The organism is Micromonospora sp. NPDC048868 (assembly GCF_043198195.1).
Classification (GTDB): Bacteria; Actinomycetota; Actinomycetes; order Mycobacteriales; family Micromonosporaceae; genus Micromonospora; species Micromonospora reichwaldensis.
Genome location: NZ_JBICUN010000003.1, coordinates 336,592 through 354,482 on the forward strand (window position 1 = coordinate 336,592; position 17,891 = coordinate 354,482).

The 17,891-nt window shown below is 74.5% G+C and carries 15 protein-coding genes; 7 read left to right on the forward strand and 8 right to left on the reverse strand.

All coding sequences use genetic code 11. From position 1 onward, the window contains the following. Positions 1–95: 95 nt before the first annotated feature. Entirely contained in the window at positions 96–989 is an 894-nt protein-coding gene (locus ACGFNF_RS06540; protein WP_357576313.1) for an aldo/keto reductase, read from the forward strand. A gap of 35 nt (positions 990–1,024) precedes the next feature. Here ACGFNF_RS06540 and ACGFNF_RS06545 read toward each other — a convergent pair whose 3' ends face one another. The 3 genes from ACGFNF_RS06545 to paaI form a co-directional block, all read right to left on the reverse strand. Beyond that, positions 1,025–1,591: a dienelactone hydrolase family protein gene (locus ACGFNF_RS06545; protein ID WP_357576314.1), complete on the reverse strand. Its 567-nt coding sequence runs from the start codon at positions 1,589–1,591 to the stop codon at positions 1,025–1,027. Between the two features lie 72 nt (positions 1,592–1,663). Next, entirely contained in the window at positions 1,664–2,770 is a 1,107-nt protein-coding gene (locus ACGFNF_RS06550) for a nucleotide disphospho-sugar-binding domain-containing protein (protein ID WP_393166219.1), read from the reverse strand. Positions 2,771–2,842: 72 nt separating this feature from the next. Further along, the gene (gene paaI / locus ACGFNF_RS06555; RefSeq protein WP_357576316.1) at positions 2,843–3,295 is read right to left on the reverse strand and encodes a hydroxyphenylacetyl-CoA thioesterase PaaI; all 453 of its coding nucleotides are present in this window, start codon (positions 3,293–3,295) and stop codon (positions 2,843–2,845) included. A gap of 147 nt (positions 3,296–3,442) precedes the next feature. On the opposite strand from paaI, the gene ACGFNF_RS06560 reads away from it, so the two are divergent. Together ACGFNF_RS06560 and crcB are read left to right on the forward strand one after the other, a co-directional pair. Further along, on the forward strand, positions 3,443–3,940 hold the full coding sequence (locus ACGFNF_RS06560; RefSeq protein WP_357576317.1) for a CrcB family protein: 498 nt from the start codon (positions 3,443–3,445) through the stop codon (positions 3,938–3,940). Continuing rightward, positions 3,937–4,299 (forward strand): fluoride efflux transporter CrcB, encoded by a 363-nt coding sequence (crcB, locus tag ACGFNF_RS06565; protein ID WP_132234770.1) that lies wholly within the window; start codon positions 3,937–3,939, stop codon positions 4,297–4,299. The genes ACGFNF_RS06560 and crcB overlap by 4 nt, the downstream gene beginning before the upstream one ends. A gap of 21 nt (positions 4,300–4,320) precedes the next feature. Here crcB and ACGFNF_RS06570 read toward each other — a convergent pair whose 3' ends face one another. Continuing rightward, entirely contained in the window at positions 4,321–4,656 is a 336-nt protein-coding gene (locus ACGFNF_RS06570) for a hypothetical protein (RefSeq protein ID WP_357576319.1), read from the reverse strand. A gap of 169 nt (positions 4,657–4,825) precedes the next feature. Further along, on the reverse strand, positions 4,826–6,046 hold the full coding sequence (locus tag ACGFNF_RS06575; RefSeq protein ID WP_393166222.1) for an MFS transporter: 1,221 nt from the start codon (positions 6,044–6,046) through the stop codon (positions 4,826–4,828). A 157-nt stretch (positions 6,047–6,203) separates the two neighbouring features. Between ACGFNF_RS06575 and ACGFNF_RS06580 the strand changes: the two genes are divergently transcribed. The 4 genes from ACGFNF_RS06580 (at position 6,204) to ACGFNF_RS06595 (ending at position 13,519) form a co-directional block, all read left to right on the forward strand. Next, a complete protein-coding gene (locus ACGFNF_RS06580) occupies positions 6,204–7,190 on the forward strand; it encodes a LacI family DNA-binding transcriptional regulator (protein WP_357576321.1) in 987 nt (328 codons plus the stop codon). A 231-nt stretch (positions 7,191–7,421) separates the two neighbouring features. After that, positions 7,422–8,123 carry an alpha/beta hydrolase gene (locus ACGFNF_RS06585; RefSeq protein ID WP_393166224.1) on the forward strand — a complete coding sequence of 234 codons (702 nt, stop codon included), beginning with the start codon at positions 7,422–7,424 and terminating at the stop codon, positions 8,121–8,123. A 368-nt stretch (positions 8,124–8,491) separates the two neighbouring features. Next, the gene (locus ACGFNF_RS06590) at positions 8,492–12,658 is read left to right on the forward strand and encodes a SpoIIE family protein phosphatase (protein WP_357576323.1); all 4,167 of its coding nucleotides are present in this window, start codon (positions 8,492–8,494) and stop codon (positions 12,656–12,658) included. A 108-nt stretch (positions 12,659–12,766) separates the two neighbouring features. Then, complete coding sequence (locus ACGFNF_RS06595; RefSeq protein ID WP_393166226.1) at positions 12,767–13,519, forward strand: HD domain-containing protein; 753 nt, start codon at positions 12,767–12,769, stop codon at positions 13,517–13,519. A gap of 22 nt (positions 13,520–13,541) precedes the next feature. Here the strand turns inward: ACGFNF_RS06595 and ACGFNF_RS06600 are convergent, their stop codons facing one another. Genes ACGFNF_RS06600 through ACGFNF_RS06610 form a run of 3 tightly spaced genes read right to left on the reverse strand, consistent with a single transcriptional unit; the run spans position 13,542 to position 17,883 of the window. Continuing rightward, positions 13,542–15,683, reverse strand: a complete 2,142-nt coding sequence (locus tag ACGFNF_RS06600) for a DEAD/DEAH box helicase (RefSeq protein ID WP_393166228.1) — start codon at positions 15,681–15,683, stop codon at positions 13,542–13,544. Further along, a complete protein-coding gene (locus ACGFNF_RS06605; protein ID WP_393166230.1) occupies positions 15,665–16,708 on the reverse strand; it encodes a ParA family protein in 1,044 nt (347 codons plus the stop codon). The genes ACGFNF_RS06600 and ACGFNF_RS06605 overlap by 19 nt, the downstream gene beginning before the upstream one ends. Further along, entirely contained in the window at positions 16,705–17,883 is a 1,179-nt protein-coding gene (locus tag ACGFNF_RS06610) for an ATP-binding protein (RefSeq protein ID WP_393166232.1), read from the reverse strand. The genes ACGFNF_RS06605 and ACGFNF_RS06610 overlap by 4 nt, the downstream gene beginning before the upstream one ends. Positions 17,884–17,891: the final 8 nt, after the last annotated feature.

Here is a 17,891-nt window from a genome sequence, read left to right on the forward strand (position 1 = left end):
CTCCCCCCACGATCCAAGCTAACGGGGATTCGATCCGGGCGGTATCGGGCGGCCGACCGAATGCGCGCCCGGGGCCGGTTGGCTAGGTTCGCCCGATGCCTGTCGAAGACACCAACGCCTCCGCCGCCGGCACCTGGACGCTCGGCGACCGCACCGTGCACCGGATGGGGTTCGGCTCCATGCGGCTCACCGTCGACCCGGACCGGGCGCGTGCCGTCCGCGTCCTGCGCCGGGCCGTCGAGCTGGGCGTCAACCACATCGACACCGCCGCCTTCTACGTCTCGCCGGGCGGACCGCTCGGCGTCGGCACCGGCCCGCCCCGGTACGCGACCGACCTGATCCGCGAGGCCCTCGCGCCGTACCCGGACGACCTGGTCGTCACCACCAAGGTCGGGCCGTCCTTCGACGAGGCGACCCGGCACCGGGAACTGGGCCCGGCGGAGCTGCGCCGGGAGGTGGAGGAGAACCTGCGCCGGCTCGGCCGGGACCACCTGGACGTGGTGAACCTGCGGATCGTCCGGCGACCCGGGCGCGACTCGGTGGCGGAACGGTTCGCCGCCCTGGCCGAGCTGCGCGACGCCGGGCTGATCCGGCATCTCGGCCTGTCCAACGTGCGGGTGGACCACCTGGACGAGGTGCGGGACATCGCGCCGGTGGTGTGCGTGCAGAACGCGTACGCCCTCGACGTGAACCGGTGGGCCGACGAGCTGCTGCGGGTCTGCGGCGAGCGGGGAATCGCCTTCGTGCCGTTCTTCGCGATCGCGGGCGCCGGGCGGGAGGCGGGCGCGGGCGGCGACCACGACGAGGCCGTACGGGCGGTGGCGCGGGCGCACGGCGCGACCCCGCACCAGATCCGCCTTGCCTGGACGCTGCACCAGGGGCCGCACGTGCTGGCCATCCCCGGCACCGGCGACCCGGCGCACCTGGCGCAGAACGTGGCGGCCGGGGCGATCCGGCTCACCCCCGAGGACCTGGCCCGCCTCCGCTGACCGTCGGCGCCCCGCCCGCACGGCGTGGTGGCGCGTCAGCGACCGTGGAGGAAGGCGAGCGCCCTGTCCCACGTCTGAGTGGTGGCGGCCGAGTCGTGTTCGGGTAGGTCGGGGTCGGTGTAGAGGTGGCCGACGCCGGGATAGCGGTGGACGCTCAGGTCCGCGCCCGCTCCGGACATCGCCCGCTGCCACCGGCTCAGCTCGGGCTCCGGGGGGTATTCGTCCGGGTCGGCCATGTGCAGCTGCACCGGCAGGCCCGGGCGGACCGCCTCCGGCACACCGCCGGCGCCGTGCAACAGCAGCAGCGCGGCGGCTTCGCGCCGCTCGCTGAGCAGCGCGCCGGCCACCGCGGCACCCATGGAGAACCCGGCCAGCACCGCGTCGGGCGGCGCCTCGAGCAGCGCGGCCCGGGCCCGCCCCATCACCGCCGGCTCGCCGATCCGCTCGAGCAGGGCGAAGCCCTCCTCTAGCGTGTCGACGGCCGGCGCGCCGTAGAGGTCGGGGGTGACGACGTGGTGGCCGGCGGCGCGCAGCCGGTCGGCGGCCGTCAACACGGCGGGTCGCAGCCCGTAGGCGGAATGAAACAGCACGACGTGTCCCATCAGGACATTCTGTCTGACGAATGCGACAGGGCCGGGCCGCCGCGCTGACCCGCCGCCGACGCCGACGCCGGGTCAGCCCAGCGATTCCAGTCGCCGCACCAGCTCGCTCGGCGCCGGCATGGCGGCGATCTCGGCGCTGACCTGCCGCGCCGCGTCGCGCAGCGCGGTGTCGGTGACGAGCCGGGTCAGGGTGTCGGCGGTGATGTCGCGGGTGCGGGCGGCGATGCCGGCCCCGCGCGCGGTCACCAGCTTGGCGTTGTGCCGCCGGTCGCCCGCCCCGACGGTCGCCAGCTGCGGCACCCCGGCGATCAGCGCGCTCAGGACGCTGCCCGCGCCGCCGTGGTGGACCAGCGCCGCGCTCGCCGGCAGGGCCGCGGGGACCGGGATCCAGTCGACCGTACGCACGTTGCCGGGCAGCGCCCGGCGGGCCAGCCGCGCCTCCGGGCGGACCAGCACGAACTCGGCGTCGACCCGGTCGGCGACGGCCACCACGGCCGGCATCGGTCCGGCGCTGCCGGGGCCGGCGACGGTGCTGCGGCTGACCAGCACCCGGGGCCGCTCCCCCGGCTCGCGCAGCCAGTCCGGCAGCTCGCCGCCCGCCTCGGTGGCGTAGCGCATCGGCCAGCCGTCCTGACGCAGCACGCTGGGCGGGGCGACGGCGATCGCGGCGGCCGGCGGCGGCAGCTCGGTCAGGCCGTGCCGGCGCAGCGCCGGGCCGAGCCGCGCCAGGGTCGCCCGGGCCAGCTCGCGGCCGTCGAAGAGGGCGTTCTCCTGGCGTACGGCGGGCACGCCGAGCGTCGCGGCGGCGAGGGCGCCGGCCACCGCGAACGGCTCGTGGACCACCAGGTCGGGTCGCCACTGCCCGGCGAGGGCGACCACCCCGTCGGCGAGCTGGTCGTTGACGGCGCCGAAGAGCAGCCCGGCGCCCCGGGTGCCGGCGGTGCCGGCCAGTTCGGCCCGCGCGGTCAGCGGGTGGCGCAGCAGCACGCGGCGGGCGATGCGGCCGAAGTCGAACGCGGGCGCGACGTCGCGCACCGGCAGCCCGGGGCGCACCGCGCGCAGCCCGTCGGCGGCGGTGGCGACGAGCACCTCGTGCCCGGCGTCGCGCAGTGCGGCGGCCAGCGGCAGCAGCGGAGCGACGTGCCCGATCAACGGCGCGGAGACCACCAGTACTCGCACCGCGCCGATGCTAGCCGCGCCGGAGCCCGTCGTGGGGGCGCCGGGAGACGCGGCCCGGGGCGGCCGGCGGGGTCAGCCGGCGGTCGGGGGCAGGGTGCGGCTGCGGCCCCGGAACTCGGCCACCACCGCGCCGTCGTCCCGGGTGACGGTGACGTCGTAGATGCCGCTGCGGCCGTACCGGGTGCGCTCGGTGGCGTGCGCCGTCAGCAGGTCACCCTCGTGGGCGGGACGGACGAAGCTGATCTCGCCGCCGGCGGCGACGGTGGCCGGGCCGTGGCTGTTGCAAGCCAGCGCGAAGGCGGTGTCGGCGAGCAGGAACACGAACCCGCCGTGGGCGATGGCGTGGCCGTTGACCATCGCGGCGGTCACCCGCATCCGGGCCACCGCCGCGCCGCCGGCGGCCTCCACCAGCTCGATGCCGAGCCCCTGGCTGGCGACGTCGGCGGCGAACATGGCGTACGCGGCGTCGCGCCCGGCCACCTCAGCCGTCCCGCCGTCGCTCGACGATCGCACCGTCCCGCCCATCGACCGCTCCACGCCCGCCCGGGGCGGCCCCCTCGACCGCCGGTCCCGGTACGGTACGCCGGCCCGCGCGCCCGGGACCAACGCACCCGGACGTTAGGCTGGCGGGCGCGCCGAGGTCACGTCCGTGGCACCGGCGGGGAGGGCGAGGTGACCGGATCGGATCCGCGGGTCGACCCCGACGTCGACCTGCGCGTACCCGCCGACCGGGGCGAGCTGGCCACCCGACCCGGCGCGGTGCTCGGGTCCGTCGCGGCCGGCGGCGCGCTCGGTGCCCTGGCCAGGGCCGGCCTCCAGCACGCCGTCCCGCACGGCCCGACGGGCTTCCCGTGGGCGACCTTCGCCGTCAACCTGACCGGGTGCCTGCTGATCGGCGTCCTGATGGCGGCGCTGGAGCGCTCCGGTGGCCGCCGACCGTTGCTGCGCCCGTTCCTCGGCGTGGGCGTCCTCGGCGGCTACACCACCTTCGCCACGTACGCCGTGGACGTCCGCCTGGCGCTCGACGCCGGCGCGCCGGAGGTCGCCCTGGGCTACCTGGCCGCCACCCTGCTCGGGGCGCTGGTCGCGGTCTGGCTCGGCGACGCCGTCGCCGGCCGGCTGCTCGACGCCGCCCGCCAGGACCGGCGGCAGCACGGGGCCGGCCGGTGACCGTCCTGCTGATCGCGCTCGGCGCGGCCGTCGGCGCGCCCCTGCGCTACCTCACCGACCGGGCGGTGCAGGCCCGGCTCGGCAGCGCCTACCCGTGGGGCACGCTGACCGTCAACGTGACCGGGTCGCTGCTGCTCGGTCTCCTGGCCGGGCTGCCCGTCGGCCCGACCGCCGGCGCCCTGCTCGGCACCGGCTTCTGCGGCGCGCTGACCACGTACTCCACGTTCGGGTACGAGACGCTGCGGCTGGCGCGCCGGGGCCGGCGGTTCCTCGCGCTGGTCAACGTGCTGTCCAGCGTGGCCGCCGGCCTCGGCGCCGCCACCGTCGGCTTCGCCCTGGCCCGGGCCGTCGCCGGCTGAACGGGCGGTCCAGCGGGCGGTTCAGCGGGCGTGGCGCTCCGGGTGGGCCCGGTTCCACACCCGCATCCGCTCCGGGTAGCCGGTGCGGGCAGCCTCGTACAGCGGCACCGCGTGCTTGCGGGCGATGGAGCCGGCGGCGCGCGGCGAGCCGGTGCGACGGCGGATCCACTCGCCGTCGTGGGCAATGGCGACCACTGTGGTGTCGGTCGCCGTGGTCTCCGGTTCCAGGTAGAACTCCACGCCCCGGCGGCTGGCCACGAACGCCTCCAGCGCGGCCAGGTCCTCGCGGGTCGCCTCGCGGTCGAGCTTCGTCGGGATCGCGTCGGCGGCGCGCGGCCGCCGGTTGAACCAGCCCATGCCCGGCTCCTCTCCTCGGCGTCTGCCCAGTGCAGCACCGCCACCTGGCAAACGCCTGCGCCGCACCTGGGAGCCCCCTGCGCGGGCCGGTCGCCGCCGCGCGGGCCGGTCGCCGCCGCGCGGGGCCCGCCCCGGCGGGGCGGCGGACGAGCACGGGCCGGGTGACCGCTCAGCGGGCCGGTGGGCGGGTGGCCGGCACCAGGGCGAGGGTGGGCAGCAGCAACAGTGGCACCACGAGCAGGGCCCGCAGGGTGCCGACCCGGTCGCCGAGCAGGCCGAGCAGCGGGGGGCCGGCGAGGAACGCCGTGTAGCCGATCACGGCGACCACGCTGACCCGGGCCGGCGCCCGCCGCTCGTCGTCGGCCGCCGCGCTCATCCCCACCGGGAAGCCCAGCGACGCGCCGAGCCCCCAGAGCGCGACGCCGGCGATCGCCACCGGCCCGGAGTCGGCGAGCACCGCGACGCCCGCGCCGAGCGTGGCGAGCAGGATCGTGGTGGACAGGACGGGCACCCGGCCCCACCGGTCCAGCGCGACGGTGCCTGCCGTGCGGCCCAGGGTCATGCCGACGACGAAGACGCCGAAGACCGCGGCCCCGGCCGCCTCGCTGAGGCCGTGGCCGTCGATGAAGGCGACCGCCAGCCAGTCGCTGGCGCTGCCCTCGGCGAACGCCGACACCAGCACCAGCAGGCCGACGAGCAGGGTGCGGGGCTCCCGCCAGGCGGCGAGCAGTTCACGGCGACGCTCGGCCGGAGCGGCCGACGCGGAGGCGGTGCCGCTCTCGGCCACCGGCAGGAAGGACCGGACGGCCAGCAGCGTGCCGAGCAGCACCACCGCGGCCAGCGCGGCGAGGTGCGCGGCGACCGGCACGCCGAGGCGGGCCGCCCCGGCGCCGAGCCCGGCACCGGCCACCGACCCGAGGCTCCACGCCGCGTGGAAGCGGGGCATGACCGTACGCCCCAGCCGCCGCTCGACCGCCGCGCCCTCGACGTTCATCGCCACGTCGCAGAGGCCGGAGCCGTAGCCGACGGCGCACAGCCCCATCGCGACCCCGACCAGGGAGCCGGCCACGGCGGCGACCCCGGTCACCGTCAGCCCGGCCGCGAGGAGCAGGGTGGAGAGCGCGACCGTGCGGGCCGCCCCGAGCCGCTGGGCCACCAGGCCGGCGGTGGGCATCGCGAGCAGCGCGCCGACGGACATGGCCAGCAGCAGCAGCCCGAGCCGGCCCGCGCTGAGCCCGAGCGCGTCCCGGGCGGCGGGCACCCGGGAGAACCAGGTGGCCACGGCCAGGCCGTTGAGCGCGAAGACCACGGCCACGCCGGTACGGGCGGCCAGCACCGCCCGGGGCACGGCCGGGCGCGGCGCGGCGGGCGGGGCGATGGTGCGGCTCACGGTGGCGGTCCTCTCGTCTCGGGTGGTCTACCGCCCGATCCCACACCTGAGAGCGCTCTCAGGACAACCCGGTCCCACCCCTTACCGTGGACGCGCCGGAGGGGGATGATTCGGTCGACCGTCCACGCCGCGACGGCCGACGACGGGGAGGACCGGAATGGCGACGACACACCGACCACCGACCCTGGAGGACGTCGCCCGGGCGGCGGGCGTCTCCCGGGCCACCGCCTCGCGGGTGCTCGCCGGCACCGGCTACGCCTCCCCCGCCGCCCGCGAGCGGGTGAACGTCGCCGCCGACAGGCTCGGCTACGCGCCGAACCCGGCCGCCCGCGCGCTCGTCCAGGGCACCGGGTTCCGGCTGGTGGTGGCGGTGACCGGCCCCGCCGTGACGGTCCTCGACGACCCGTACGTCCACCGGGTGCTCGGCGCGTGCGCCCGGGTCTGCGCGCCGCACGGACTCGGGGTGGCGCTGCACTGGCTGCCCACCCGGTCGCCGGGCGAGGTGCGCCGGCTGGCGGGGGACCGCAGCGTCGGCGGGGTCGTCCTGATCAACACCACCGAGGGGGTGCTGGACGCGATCCCGGCGCGGCTGCGCGGTCGGGTGGCCTCGATCGGCATCGGCTCCCCCCTCGTACCGGCCTTCGACGTGGACAACGGCGGCGGCACCGAGGCCGTGGTCCGGCACCTGTACGCCACCGGGCGCCGCCGCATCGCCATGGTGACCGGGCCTCGCTGGCTGTCCTGCGCCAGCCGGTCGGTCGGCGCGTACCGGCGGATCGTGCACGACGCCGCCCTGCCGGAGCGGCTGGTGCCGGGGGACTTCAGCGCGGACCGCGGCCGGGCGGCGGCCCGGGAGGTGCTGGAGCGCTGGCCGGACACCGACGCGATCGTCGGCAGCAGCGACGCGACCGCGCTCGGGGTGATCGACCGGCTGCGCGGCGACGGCGTCCAGGTGCCCGGGGACGTCGCGGTCACCGGCTTCGACGACATCCCGCTCGCCGCGATGACCACCCCCGCGCTGACCACGGCGACGCATCCGGTGACGCAGATCGCCACGGCGGCGGCGACGGCCGTGCTGGGCGGGCGACCGGTGCCGCCGGCGACGATGTTCCCGTCCCGGCTGGTCCGCCGCGTCAGCGGATGAGCCGGTCCCCGGCCGCAGCCGCGCCGGCGGGACCCGCCGGTGGACGACCGCGCCGCTCGCCGGCCACGCCTGTGGCGGACCGCCGCTGGCCGATCGCGCCGTGGCAGGCCGCGTGGCGGGGCCGCGCCGCTCGCTGATCACGCCCGTGGCGGGACGCGCCAGCGGGATTGCGGGTCGGGTTGGCGGGTAACCGCCGGCGCATGCCCGCCCAGGACGAGGAGCGGTGATCCGGTGACCGAGCCCGCAACACCGCACCGGCAGCCGGAGGAGAACCCCCGGCACGGCCGGCTCGCCGCGCGTCCGGCCCCGCCGACCGCACTGGCCGCCGCCGGGCTGGCGTCGCTGACCGACCCGCGGGGTGCCGCGCTGGCGATGGTGTACGCCCCGGAGCCGGTCGACGGGCCGCCGTACCGGCTGGTGCTGCTCCTGCACGGGGCCGGCGGCTCGGCCCGGCAGGGGCTGGACCTGCTGCTGCCGGTCGCCGACGCGCACCGGCTGCTGCTGGTCGCCCCGCAGGCGGTGGCGAGCAGCTGGGACCTGATCGGCGGCGAGGGCTTCGGGACGGACGTACGGCGCATCGACGGCCTGCTGGCCACGGCCTTCGCCGGCTACCCCGTGGCGCGGGTGGCGTTCGGCGGGTTCTCCGACGGCGCCTCGTACGCCCTCTCCCTGGGCCTGACCAACGGCGACCTGGTCGACGCGGTGCTGGCCTTCTCCCCCGGCTTCGCCGCGCCGCTGGTGACCCACGGCCGGCCCCGGGTCTACGTCTCGCACGGCACGCGGGACCCCGTCCTGCCGGTGGACGTGTGCAGCCGTCGCCTGGTCCCCCGCCTGCGCTCGCTCGGCTACGACGTCACCTACGACGAGTTCCCGGGCTCGCACGAGATCCCCGCCCCCATCCGCACCCGCGCCACCACCTGGCTGACCACCTGACTCCACCCCCGCCCCGCTCCCGCTCCCGGCGCCGCTGCCGCTGCCGCTGCCGCTGCCGATCATGCAGTTCTGGTGGGCAATGTGGGATGTTATGCGGCATTCGCGGGGCACCACGACTGCATGATCGACGCTGGGGCGGCGGCGGGGCGACGGGGCGGCGGCGGGGCGACGGGGCGACGGTGGGGATCGGGCGTGGAGTCGCTCGGCGGGCCCCCGGTCGGGGTGCGGGTCGGGGTGCGGGTCGGGTCACGTCGATCGACGGTTCGGGCGTGACCGGTTGGGGAAAGTGACTCCGGCGGGACGATGAGGGGCAGGACACGGCGGCTGCTTGCGACCCGGAGACCAGCGCGGGGACAGGGGGCCGGGACGTGGATTCGAAGCAGCGCGTCGGACCGGCGGGCGCCGGGGCGTCCGCCGACGACCTCTTCGCCGGCGACGACCCGACCAGCGCCGCGCACCGGGCCACCGACTGGGCCGCCACCGCCCTGGGCCCGGTGGAGACCTGGCCGCCGGAGCTGTACGCGGCGGTGCGCACGGTGTTGCCGTCGAAGATCCCGATGCTGCTGTGGTGGGGCACCGAGCTGGTGCAGATCTTCAACCACGCGTACACCCCGGTGCTCGGCGACAAGTACCCGGCCGCGATCGGTCAGCCGGGCGCGCGGTGCTGGGCGGAGGTCTGGGACGAGTTGGGCCCGCTCACCGACCACGTGCTCGCCGGCCGCGGCGCCACCTACGCGCAGAACCAACTGCTCCTGCTCAACCGGCACGGCTACCTCGAGGAGACGTACTGGACCTTCTCCTACAGCCCCGTACGCGCCGGGCACGGCCGGGTTCCCGGCGTCTTCGTGGCCACCACGGACGTCACGGCCCGGGTGCTCGGTGACCGGCGGCTGGAGACGCTGCGCGAGCTGGGCTCGATCTCGATCGCGGCGGCGGACACCACCCGCGACGCCGTCCGGGCGGCGGCCCGGGTCCTCACCGGCAGCCCGGCCGACCTGCCCGCCGCGATGATCTACCTACGTCCCGGGGGCGTGACGCCGGACGACGACTCCCACCTCACCGGCCCCGGGCCGGGCGGCAGCCGGGAGTCCGACGACGAACTGGTCCTGGCCGCCTCGGTCGGCGTGCCCGAGGACGACGCCGCCGCGGGTCCCGGGTGGCTGCCGCAGATCAGCGAGGTGGCGCGCACCGGCCGCCCCGCGCGGGTCCGGGGAGTGGCCCTGCCCGGTGACCCCCGCGCCGGGGCCGGGGCGGTCGTCGGGGTGCCCGTGGACGAGGTGGTGGTGCTGCCCCTGCTTGCCACCGGGCAGACCCACCCGGCCGGCGTGCTGGTCGTCGGCATCAGCCCCTTCCGCGAGCTGGACGAGGCGTACCGGGGCTTCCTCGACCTGGTGGCCAACCGGGTCTCGACGGCGTTGGGCGACGTGCTGGCGTACGAGGCACAGCGGCGTCGCGCCGCCGCGCTGGCCGAGCTGGACGCGGCGAAGACGGAGTTCTTCACCGACGTCAGCCACGAGCTGCGCACCCCGCTGACGCTGATCGCCGGGCCGGTCCGGGAGAGCCTCGCCGACCGGCGCGAGCCGCTCCCCGCGGGCCAGCGCGAACGCCTGGAGCTGGTGCACCGCAACACCGGCCGGCTGCGCAAGCTGGTCGACGACATGCTCGACTTCGCCCGCCTGGAGGGCGGCCGGCTGGACCCCGAACGGGTGGAGACCGACCTGCCGGCGCTCACCGCCGGGGTCGCCGAGTCGTTCGCGTACGCGATGCGCCAGGCCGAGCTGAGCTACCGCGTCGACGTCGAGGCGCTGCCGCGCACCGCGTACGTGGACCGCGACATGTGGGAGAAGGTGGTCGTCAACCTGCTCTCCAACGCCCTGAAGTACACCCTGGCCGGCGCGGTGCGGCTGCGGCTGCGGGGCGACGACGCGCACGTCACGCTGACCGTCGACGACACCGGCGTCGGTGTCCCCGCCGACCAGCAGCCGCTGCTGTTCCACCGCTTCCACCGCGTACGCGGCGCCGGCGGCCGGTCGCACGAGGGCACCGGAATCGGGTTGGCGCTGGTGCAGGAGATGGTCCACCTGCACGGCGGCGAGGTCAGCGTGCGCTCGGTCGAGGGCGAGGGCTCGACGTTCACCGTCCGCCTGCCGTACGGCCGGCCCACCGCCTCGGCCACGCACCGCGAGCGGGCCCACGAGACGTACGTCGCCGAGGCCCTGCACTGGCTGCCGGAGGCCGCGCCCACCCAGGCGGACGCGACCGACGACGACGCCCGGGACGCCGCGACGGTGCTGGTGGTGGACGACAACGCCGACCTGCGCGCGTTCCTCGCGAGCCTGCTCGCACCCCACCACCGGGTGGTCGTCGCCGCCGACGGCCAAGAGGCGCTCGACCGGATCGCCGAGCGGGTGCCCGATCTGGTGCTGACCGACGTGATGATGCCCCGCCTGGACGGCTTCGGGCTGGTCCGGGCGCTGCGCGCCGACCGGCGTACCGCCGGGCTGCCGATCATCGTGCTCTCCGCGCGCGCCGGTGGGGAGGCCGCGGTGGAGGGGTTGCGGACCGGTGCCGACGACTACCTGGCCAAGCCCTTCTCCTCGGAGGAGCTGCTGGCCCGGGTGGGCGCGCACCTGGAGCTGGCCCGGTTGCGCAACGAGGAGGCGACCTGGCGGGCGGCCCTGATCGAGTCGTTGCAGGACGCGTTCGCCGTGGTCGACGCCGACGGCGCGCTGGTCGAGGCGAACGAGGCGTTCTGCCGCCTGGTCGGCGCCGCCCAGCTGGCGACGCCGGTCGCGCCGCCGCACCCGTGGTGGCCGGAGGCCGACGCCGCGCCCGCCGACCGGCGCCTGCTGATCGACGTGCTGCGCACCGCGCGGGACGCCCGCCGGGGACGGGTCACCCTGCCGCTGCGGCACGCCGACGGGCACCGGATCTGGGCCGAGGCGGTCTACAACTCGCTGCGGGAGCCGCGTACCGGCCGCCGCCTCTGGGTCGCCACCCTGCGCGACGTGACCGCCGACGTCCGCGCCGCCGCCCGGCAGTCCGCCCTGGCCGCGCTCTCCGGCCGGCTCGCCCGCGCCACCGACGTGGCCGAGGTGCTCGACGCCGGCCTGTCCGAGCTGTGCACCCTGCTGGACGGCACCCGCGGCCTGGCGGTCTGCGCCGACGCCGCCGGCACGCCGTTGGCGGTGACCCAGGGCCTGACGCTGACCCCGCAGGTGCAGCGGGCCCTCGACGGGCTGCCCACCGAGGGCGAGCCGCAGCTGGTCGTCGACGACGCGGGACGGGTGACCGCGCTCGGGGCACGCGTCGAGCCGGGCGGGGCACCCGGCGGGGTGTGGCTGGAGCTGGACCCGCCCCGGTCGGTGCAGACGGTGGACCTCCCGCTCGTACGACAGCTCTGCGCGGCGCTGGCCCAGGCGCTGGTGCGCGCGCGGGCCTTCGAGACGCAGCGGACGGTGGCCCTGGCCATGCAGCGGGCGATGCTCGGCCCGGTCGACCTGCCGGCCGGTTTCGCGACCCGCTACCAGCCGGCGGTGGCGCCGCTCGAGGTGGGCGGCGACTGGTACGACGTCGTCCAGCTTCCCGGCGACCTCGTCGGCGTGGTGGTGGGCGACGTGGTGGGGCGGGGCCTGCCCGCCGCCACCGTGATGGGGCAGCTGCGCAGCGCCTCGCGCGCCCTGCTCCTGCAGGCCAAGAGCCCCGCCGAGGTGCTGTCCGCGCTGGACGACTTCGCCCGGATGGTGCCCGGCGGGGCCTGCACCACCGTCTTCTGCGCCATCATCGACCGCTCGCTGGGCGTGCTCCGCTACTCCTCGGCGGGCCACCCGCCGGGCATCCTGGTGCACCCGGACGGCTCCGCCGACCTGCTGACCCACGCCGGTTCGGTGCCGCTGGCCAGCGTCACGGTGCCCCGCCGGCCGGAGGCCGGGGCGCGGCTGCAGTCCGGTTCGACGCTGCTGCTCTACACCGACGGGCTGATCGAGCGACGCCGCGAACTGATCGACGCCGGCATCTCCCGGGCGGTCGCCGCGCTCACTCAGGGCCGCGAGCTGCCCGAGGGCGCGCTGGCCGACCGGATGGTCCGGGACCTGCTGCCCGACACCCGCAACGACGACGTGGCGGTGCTGGTCTACCGGCATCGGGAGCCGGCGGTCTTCGCCGCGGCGCTGACCGCCGACGCCGAGCAGCTAGCGCCGACACGGGAGGCGCTGCGGGAGTGGCTGACCGGCCTCGGCATCGGCCGGGCCGATGTCGACGCGGTGCTGATCGCGGCCGGTGAGGCGTGCGCCAACGCGATCGAGCACGGCTACCGCTTCGCCCCGGACGCGTCAGTCACCGTCCGGGGGCGGCTGCGCGCCGACCGGCTGGAGATGGTGGTCAGCGACACGGGCGGGTGGCGGGACGCGAGCCCCGACGACAGCGAGCGCGGCCGTGGCCGGCTGATCATGACCCGGTTGATGGACGAGGCCACCGTCGCCGGCAGCGCCGACGGCACCACCGTACGCCTGGTCAAGCGCGTCTCCGGCACCTGACGGGCTGCCCCTGGCCGGGCGCCGCGGTGGCGTTCGGCCGGGGCTGCCGGCGTCGGGTGGGCGACGGCAGGGACCCCCGGCGGGGTGAAGATCGGCTATAAGTGGCGGATGGAGTTTCCCGCCTACCTGGCCACCATGCCGATGCACGCGATCACCGAGATCCACGGCGAGCCCGGCCTGCTGGCCCGGTTCCGGCTGGAGCTTCGCGCGTTCGACGAGGCCGCGCGGGAACGGCTCACCGAGGCCCTCGACCTCGCCGCCGAGCTGCACCGCGACGACCGGCGGGTCCGCGAGCCCTACCTGAACCACCTGCTGCGGGTGGCGATCCGGATGATGCACCACTACCAGGTCCGCGACGTGGACGCGATCGTCGCCGGCCTGCTGCACGACGCGGTGGAGGACCACCCCGACGAGCTGGCCGCCGCGTCCGGCGGCGAACGTGCCGTGGCGCACCACGGCGAGGACGCCACCGCCGCCGCCCTGGCGGTGCTCGCGGAGCGGTTCGGGCCGCGGGTGGCCCGCCTGGTCGGCGCGGTCACCAATCCGGCGTACGACCCGGGGCGCGACAAGCACGTCCAGTACCGGGAGCACGTGGCGGCCAGCCTCGACCGGGAGCCGTGGGCGCGGGTCATCAAGATCTCCGACTTCACGGACAACGGCGTGGGCGTCATCCACACCGTCGGCCCGAAGGTGACCTCGTCGGCCCGCAAGTACCGGCCGCTCGTACCGGTCTACCGGGACCTCGTCACCAGGGCGGACACTCCCCTGTCGGCGCCGGTGAAGGAGCACATCCTCGGCCAGCTCGACCTCGCCGAGGAACGCTTCAGCGCCATCCTCGACGAACCACCCCACCCGAACTGACGAGGGTCTCGATCCGGTCAGGTCAGTCCGACAGGTACACGGTCCGGGTGGGTTCGGCGAGCACCGCGCGTGCGGCCGGCAGGTCGGCCAGCCGCGCGGCCAGGGTCGCCATCGCCAGCCGTTCGGGCAGCGCGGCGCTGAACTTGAGGCCGGCGAGGGCCTTCTCGCTGACGTCTGGGAGACAGAGCCGCTCGGCGGCATCGGTCAGGGCCGCCCGCACCATGTCCCGGTCGACGTCGGGTCGCAGCCGGACCGAGGCGTCGTCGTACCGCTGGGTCGGGTCGGCGATCTCGCTGAGGGTGGCGATCAGAGTGGCGTTGGCCCGGAAACCGGCCCACGTCCACCATTTCGTCTCGCCGTCGCCGTCGCTGACGACCATCGTGCCGCCGGGATGGACGAGGGGAGTGGCCTCCTCGCGCAACTGCGCGAGCCTGGTGCTGGCCCGACCGGTGCGGGAGACCGGCGGGTCGGCACCGAGCAGCACGTCGCGGATCGCCCGGACCATCCGGTACGACAGCCCCTGCGGTGAGCCGCCGGTCATCCAGAGCGCCTTGCCGCCGCCCTCGGCGGGTTCCACGAAGCAACGCCGCCGCTTCCAGTCGACGTAGGTGACCCGCCAGCTCCGCCCGGCGAGCAGCAACAGTCGCGGGCCCTGGACCTTCGCGGTGAGCAGCGCAGGATCGGTCCGGCCGATCTCGGTGCGACCGGAAAGCACGGTGAACTGGGGCGGGGCGGTGAACACCGCAAGCATGTCCATGAAGTGCCGTCGACCGAACCGCAGTTCCGCCTCCGGCCCGATGAAGAGCATCCCGGAGTCGACGTCGAGGTAGCCGCGGTCGACGAGGTGCCGCACGATCACCTCGGCGCTCCTGTCGAAGGGGGTCAGGCCGTTCCACTCCCCCGGCCACATCTGGTCACCGACGCGGTGCCGCTGGAGCGACAGCGCCAGCATCTGCTGTGCCACGATGTGCCGGGGCTCCGGCGGTGGTACGACCGCCTCGACCCAGCCCTGCGACCAGAGGTGGAGCAGCCCTGCGGCGTGCAGCAACCCTTCCCCGTCGAGGGCCAGGAAGAGGCAGTTGCGCCTGCTGCCGGGACGCCGGCCGGTCCGGCCTATCCGCTGCAGGAAGGCGGCGACGGTGCGCGGGGCGTCGATCTGGATGACCCGGTCGAGGTCACCCACGTCGATACCCAGTTCGAGCGTGCTGGTGGCCACGATGACGCAGTCCCGCTCCTGCGCGAACGCCTCCTCGGCCCGCCGGCGCTCGTCGACCGAGAGCGAGGCGTGGGAGAGGAACGTCGTCACGTCGAGTGCCCGCAGCCGCTGGCCGAGTTCCTCGACCAGAGCACGGGAGTCGCAGAACACCAGTCGCTTCTCGCCCCGGTGCAGGGCCGCGATCACCTTTGCCGCGTTGTGCACGGACCCGACGTAGTCCAGCTCGATCTCACCGGCAGGGGGTGATGCCACCGCCGTGACGCCGGCCGTGCCGATGTCCGGCGCCACCACCCGCGCCGGGCGCTGGTCACGGCCGGCACCCTGCAGCCAGCCCAACAGCTCGTCGGGATTTCCCACAGTCGCGGAGAGACCGACCCGTTGCACCGGGCGACCCGCCACTCGCGAAAGGCGTTCCAGAACGGCCAGCAGGTGCCAGCCCCGGTCGTCTCCGGCGAAGGCGTGCACCTCGTCGACCACGATCGTCCGGAGCTGCCCGAAGAACTCGTCGTGGTCCACGGCGGCGCTGACCAGCATCGACTCGAGGGACTCGGGCGTGGTGAGCAGGACGTCAGGCCGCTCCCGGAGGATCGTGCGCCGCCGTCCCATCGTCACGTCGCCGTGCCAGAGCGCGGCACGGCGGCCAAGCCAGCCGGTGTAGGCCTCCAAACGGGGCAGGAGGTTGTTGAGCAGCGCCTTTAATGGACACACGTAGAGCACGGAGGTGCCCGACCAATTCTCCTGTGCCATCCGGGACAGGAGCGGAAACACCGCCGCCTCGGTCTTGCCGCCAGCTGTGGGCGCGAGGAGCAGGGCGTCCTCGCCCTCCAACAACGGCTGCACGGCGCGCTCCTGCAAGGGGCGCAACTTGGGCCAATGCAGTGTGTTCACCACGTGGTGCAGCACGACTGGGTGCAGCAACTCGACGCTGCTCATGTCTCGTCTACGCATGCCTCATCAAGTCGTTGGAGAAGCCTCTCACTCAACGATTTGAAGTCCTGGAAGCACCGTTGCACGAGGGTCTGAGTGCTGCCCAGAGCGCCATCAGCTGACCGGAGGTCGAACATTGGCTTGCGGGCGTCGTGCGCCAGCGGCATCAGACTCTGGTAGTTACGCAGCGTCGCGACCTCGTAGGAGTGGTCGTCCACGCCGCCCGTCTGGTTCAGCACCGAACTGGCGAAGACGACTGGCACCCTGTCAAGCCACCGTTGATACGCCTTTACCGGACGGTCGAGTCTCATCTTGGGCTGCATGACGACGTATCCGAGGGGCGTCATGGTGCCCTTCGGCGCTGCGATGTCGACCGGCACGTGCGGAAGCACGTTGCCTTGCCACACCCGTCGCCAGTCCCGCAGGGCCGGCCCCAGGTTACGAAGTCCACGTAGCGAAAAGAGATCGGCGGCGAGGGGCATCAGGACCGTGTCGGCCGCCAGCAGCGCTGCCCGGTTGATGGCGCCGAGGTTAGGCCCGACGTCGACCAAGGCGACGTCGGCGCGAACGCGGCGACCAGCATCGGTGATCAGGCGGTGGAAGGCCGTAGTGGTCCGAAGGGCCGCTGGATCACCGATCAAGCTGTTCGGCCACGCGGCGGACAACTTGTCCTCGAAGGCACTCAGGTTGAGGTCACCCGGCACGAGCCAGAGGCCATCGGTGATCGTGATCGGATCGGCGAAGCGTACGTCACCGAGCCCCTGCATGATCGGCTGCACAGCAGAGGCGACCGTGCCCGAGTCCCGGTACGCCCGAAGGAGGAGCTTCTGTTGCCCGTCCACGAGCGGCCAGGTCGACTCGTGCCCTTCCTGCCAGATCTCGCTGAGTTCGTCCTCGTCGAGAAACGCCGCCGTCAGGTTGGATTGCGGGTCGAGATCCACTGCGAGGACACGGTGACCGAGCCTCTGGAGCATGTGCGCGAGATGATAGGTCAACGTCGTCTTACCGACGCCACCCTTGTTGTTGAACAGCGCGACCGAGATCACAAAGCCCTCCTGATCAGGACGGTCCAAGAGGCGTCATCGACGACGAATTCAGGCGGCGGGTTCCCGTTCCTTGCCAGCGAGGCTCTGATGCGGCCGATTCCCCGACCGAACTGGTTGACGTACCCGAGTGACTTCATGGCGGCAGCCAGAGACGGGTTGCGGTAGTCGTTGACCCGGTCGAAGTTGTCGGCTCGAACCTGCCCGAAGGGGCCACCAGGATTGGTCACCTCGACGCGATCGTCGAACCATGCGATGCGCACTGGCGCGTTGGACGACTCGTAGTTCCGGTGCATGAGCGCGTTCATGCACACCTCCCGCAGGGCCTCGACGGGGTAATTGGGACGAGCCTCCTCACGGAAGCCGCTCATCTCCACCAGCCGGGTCCGCAGATGTCCCTTGAGTACCGTCTCCAGCCGCTCGGCTGCGTCGATGATGTTCAGTCGAAGCTCCTGCTCGTCCAGCACCGCGCCACCGACGTCCGATCCCTCGTAACGCACGAACTGTACGTAGGCGCCGGGAATCCGACTGGTCGGATCGAAGCCAATGAGCAGCAACCCAAGGACCGTCGGGTGGCTCTGCAGGTCAGCGAGGCGTAGCGAGGCGAGCTGTTGCTCGGTCGACCGATGGTTCTCCTCGAGCACGGAGACATCGACCGCCTGGCGGAGGTACCCCGATCGGAAGAGGTCGAGATCCAGCTCGTCCAGCGCACTGTCCGGAATGGGCCGTACGTCGAATGGCACGTCGTAGGAACGCCGCCGCTCGGAGAGTACCTTCTCGTCGTTGCTGCTCGCCGTACGGGTGGAAGGTCCAGGCCGGACGTAGACGATATTGTCGAACCGCACGGGTGGGGTGTGCGAGGCGTTGACCCGGATCCGGATGACCGGCACACCCTGGTACGGCTCGACACTCACCACCACTGACGGCCGGTCGAGGATCCTTCCCTCGTCCCGGATGCTGGTGAAGGTGAGCAGAGCTTCGTCGGAGGTGTCCAGGCCGTCCACGGGCCGCCCGTGCTTGTCCACGCCGATAAGCAGGTCGCCGCCCCCACGCTGCGCCAGGTCGTTGGCCAGCGCGCAGATGGCCTTCCGAATCGCGTTACGGTCCTTCGCCTCCCGCTTGAATTCGAGGGTCGCGGTCTCCTGTGTGCCGAGGAGCGAGGCGAGGTCGTTGCTCATGATCTGAT

Excerpts from the sequence above, each read along its gene's own strand:
- ACGFNF_RS06600 (WP_393166228.1), bottom strand. The coding sequence starts at position 15,683 with ATGCGTAGACGAGACATGAGCAGCGTCGAGTTGCTGCACCCAGTCGTG.
- ACGFNF_RS06540 (WP_357576313.1), top strand. The coding sequence starts at position 96 with ATGCCTGTCGAAGACACCAACGCCTCCGCCGCCGGCACCTGGACGCTC.
- ACGFNF_RS06610 (WP_393166232.1), bottom strand. The coding sequence starts at position 17,883 with ATGAGCAACGACCTCGCCTCGCTCCTCGGCACACAGGAGACCGCGACC.
- ACGFNF_RS06580 (WP_357576321.1), top strand. The coding sequence starts at position 6,204 with ATGGCGACGACACACCGACCACCGACCCTGGAGGACGTCGCCCGGGCG.
- ACGFNF_RS06545 (WP_357576314.1), bottom strand. The coding sequence starts at position 1,591 with ATGGGACACGTCGTGCTGTTTCATTCCGCCTACGGGCTGCGACCCGCC.
- ACGFNF_RS06570 (WP_357576319.1), bottom strand. The coding sequence starts at position 4,656 with ATGGGCTGGTTCAACCGGCGGCCGCGCGCCGCCGACGCGATCCCGACG.
- ACGFNF_RS06595 (WP_393166226.1), top strand. The coding sequence starts at position 12,767 with ATGGAGTTTCCCGCCTACCTGGCCACCATGCCGATGCACGCGATCACC.
- paaI (WP_357576316.1), bottom strand. The coding sequence starts at position 3,295 with ATGGGCGGGACGGTGCGATCGTCGAGCGACGGCGGGACGGCTGAGGTG.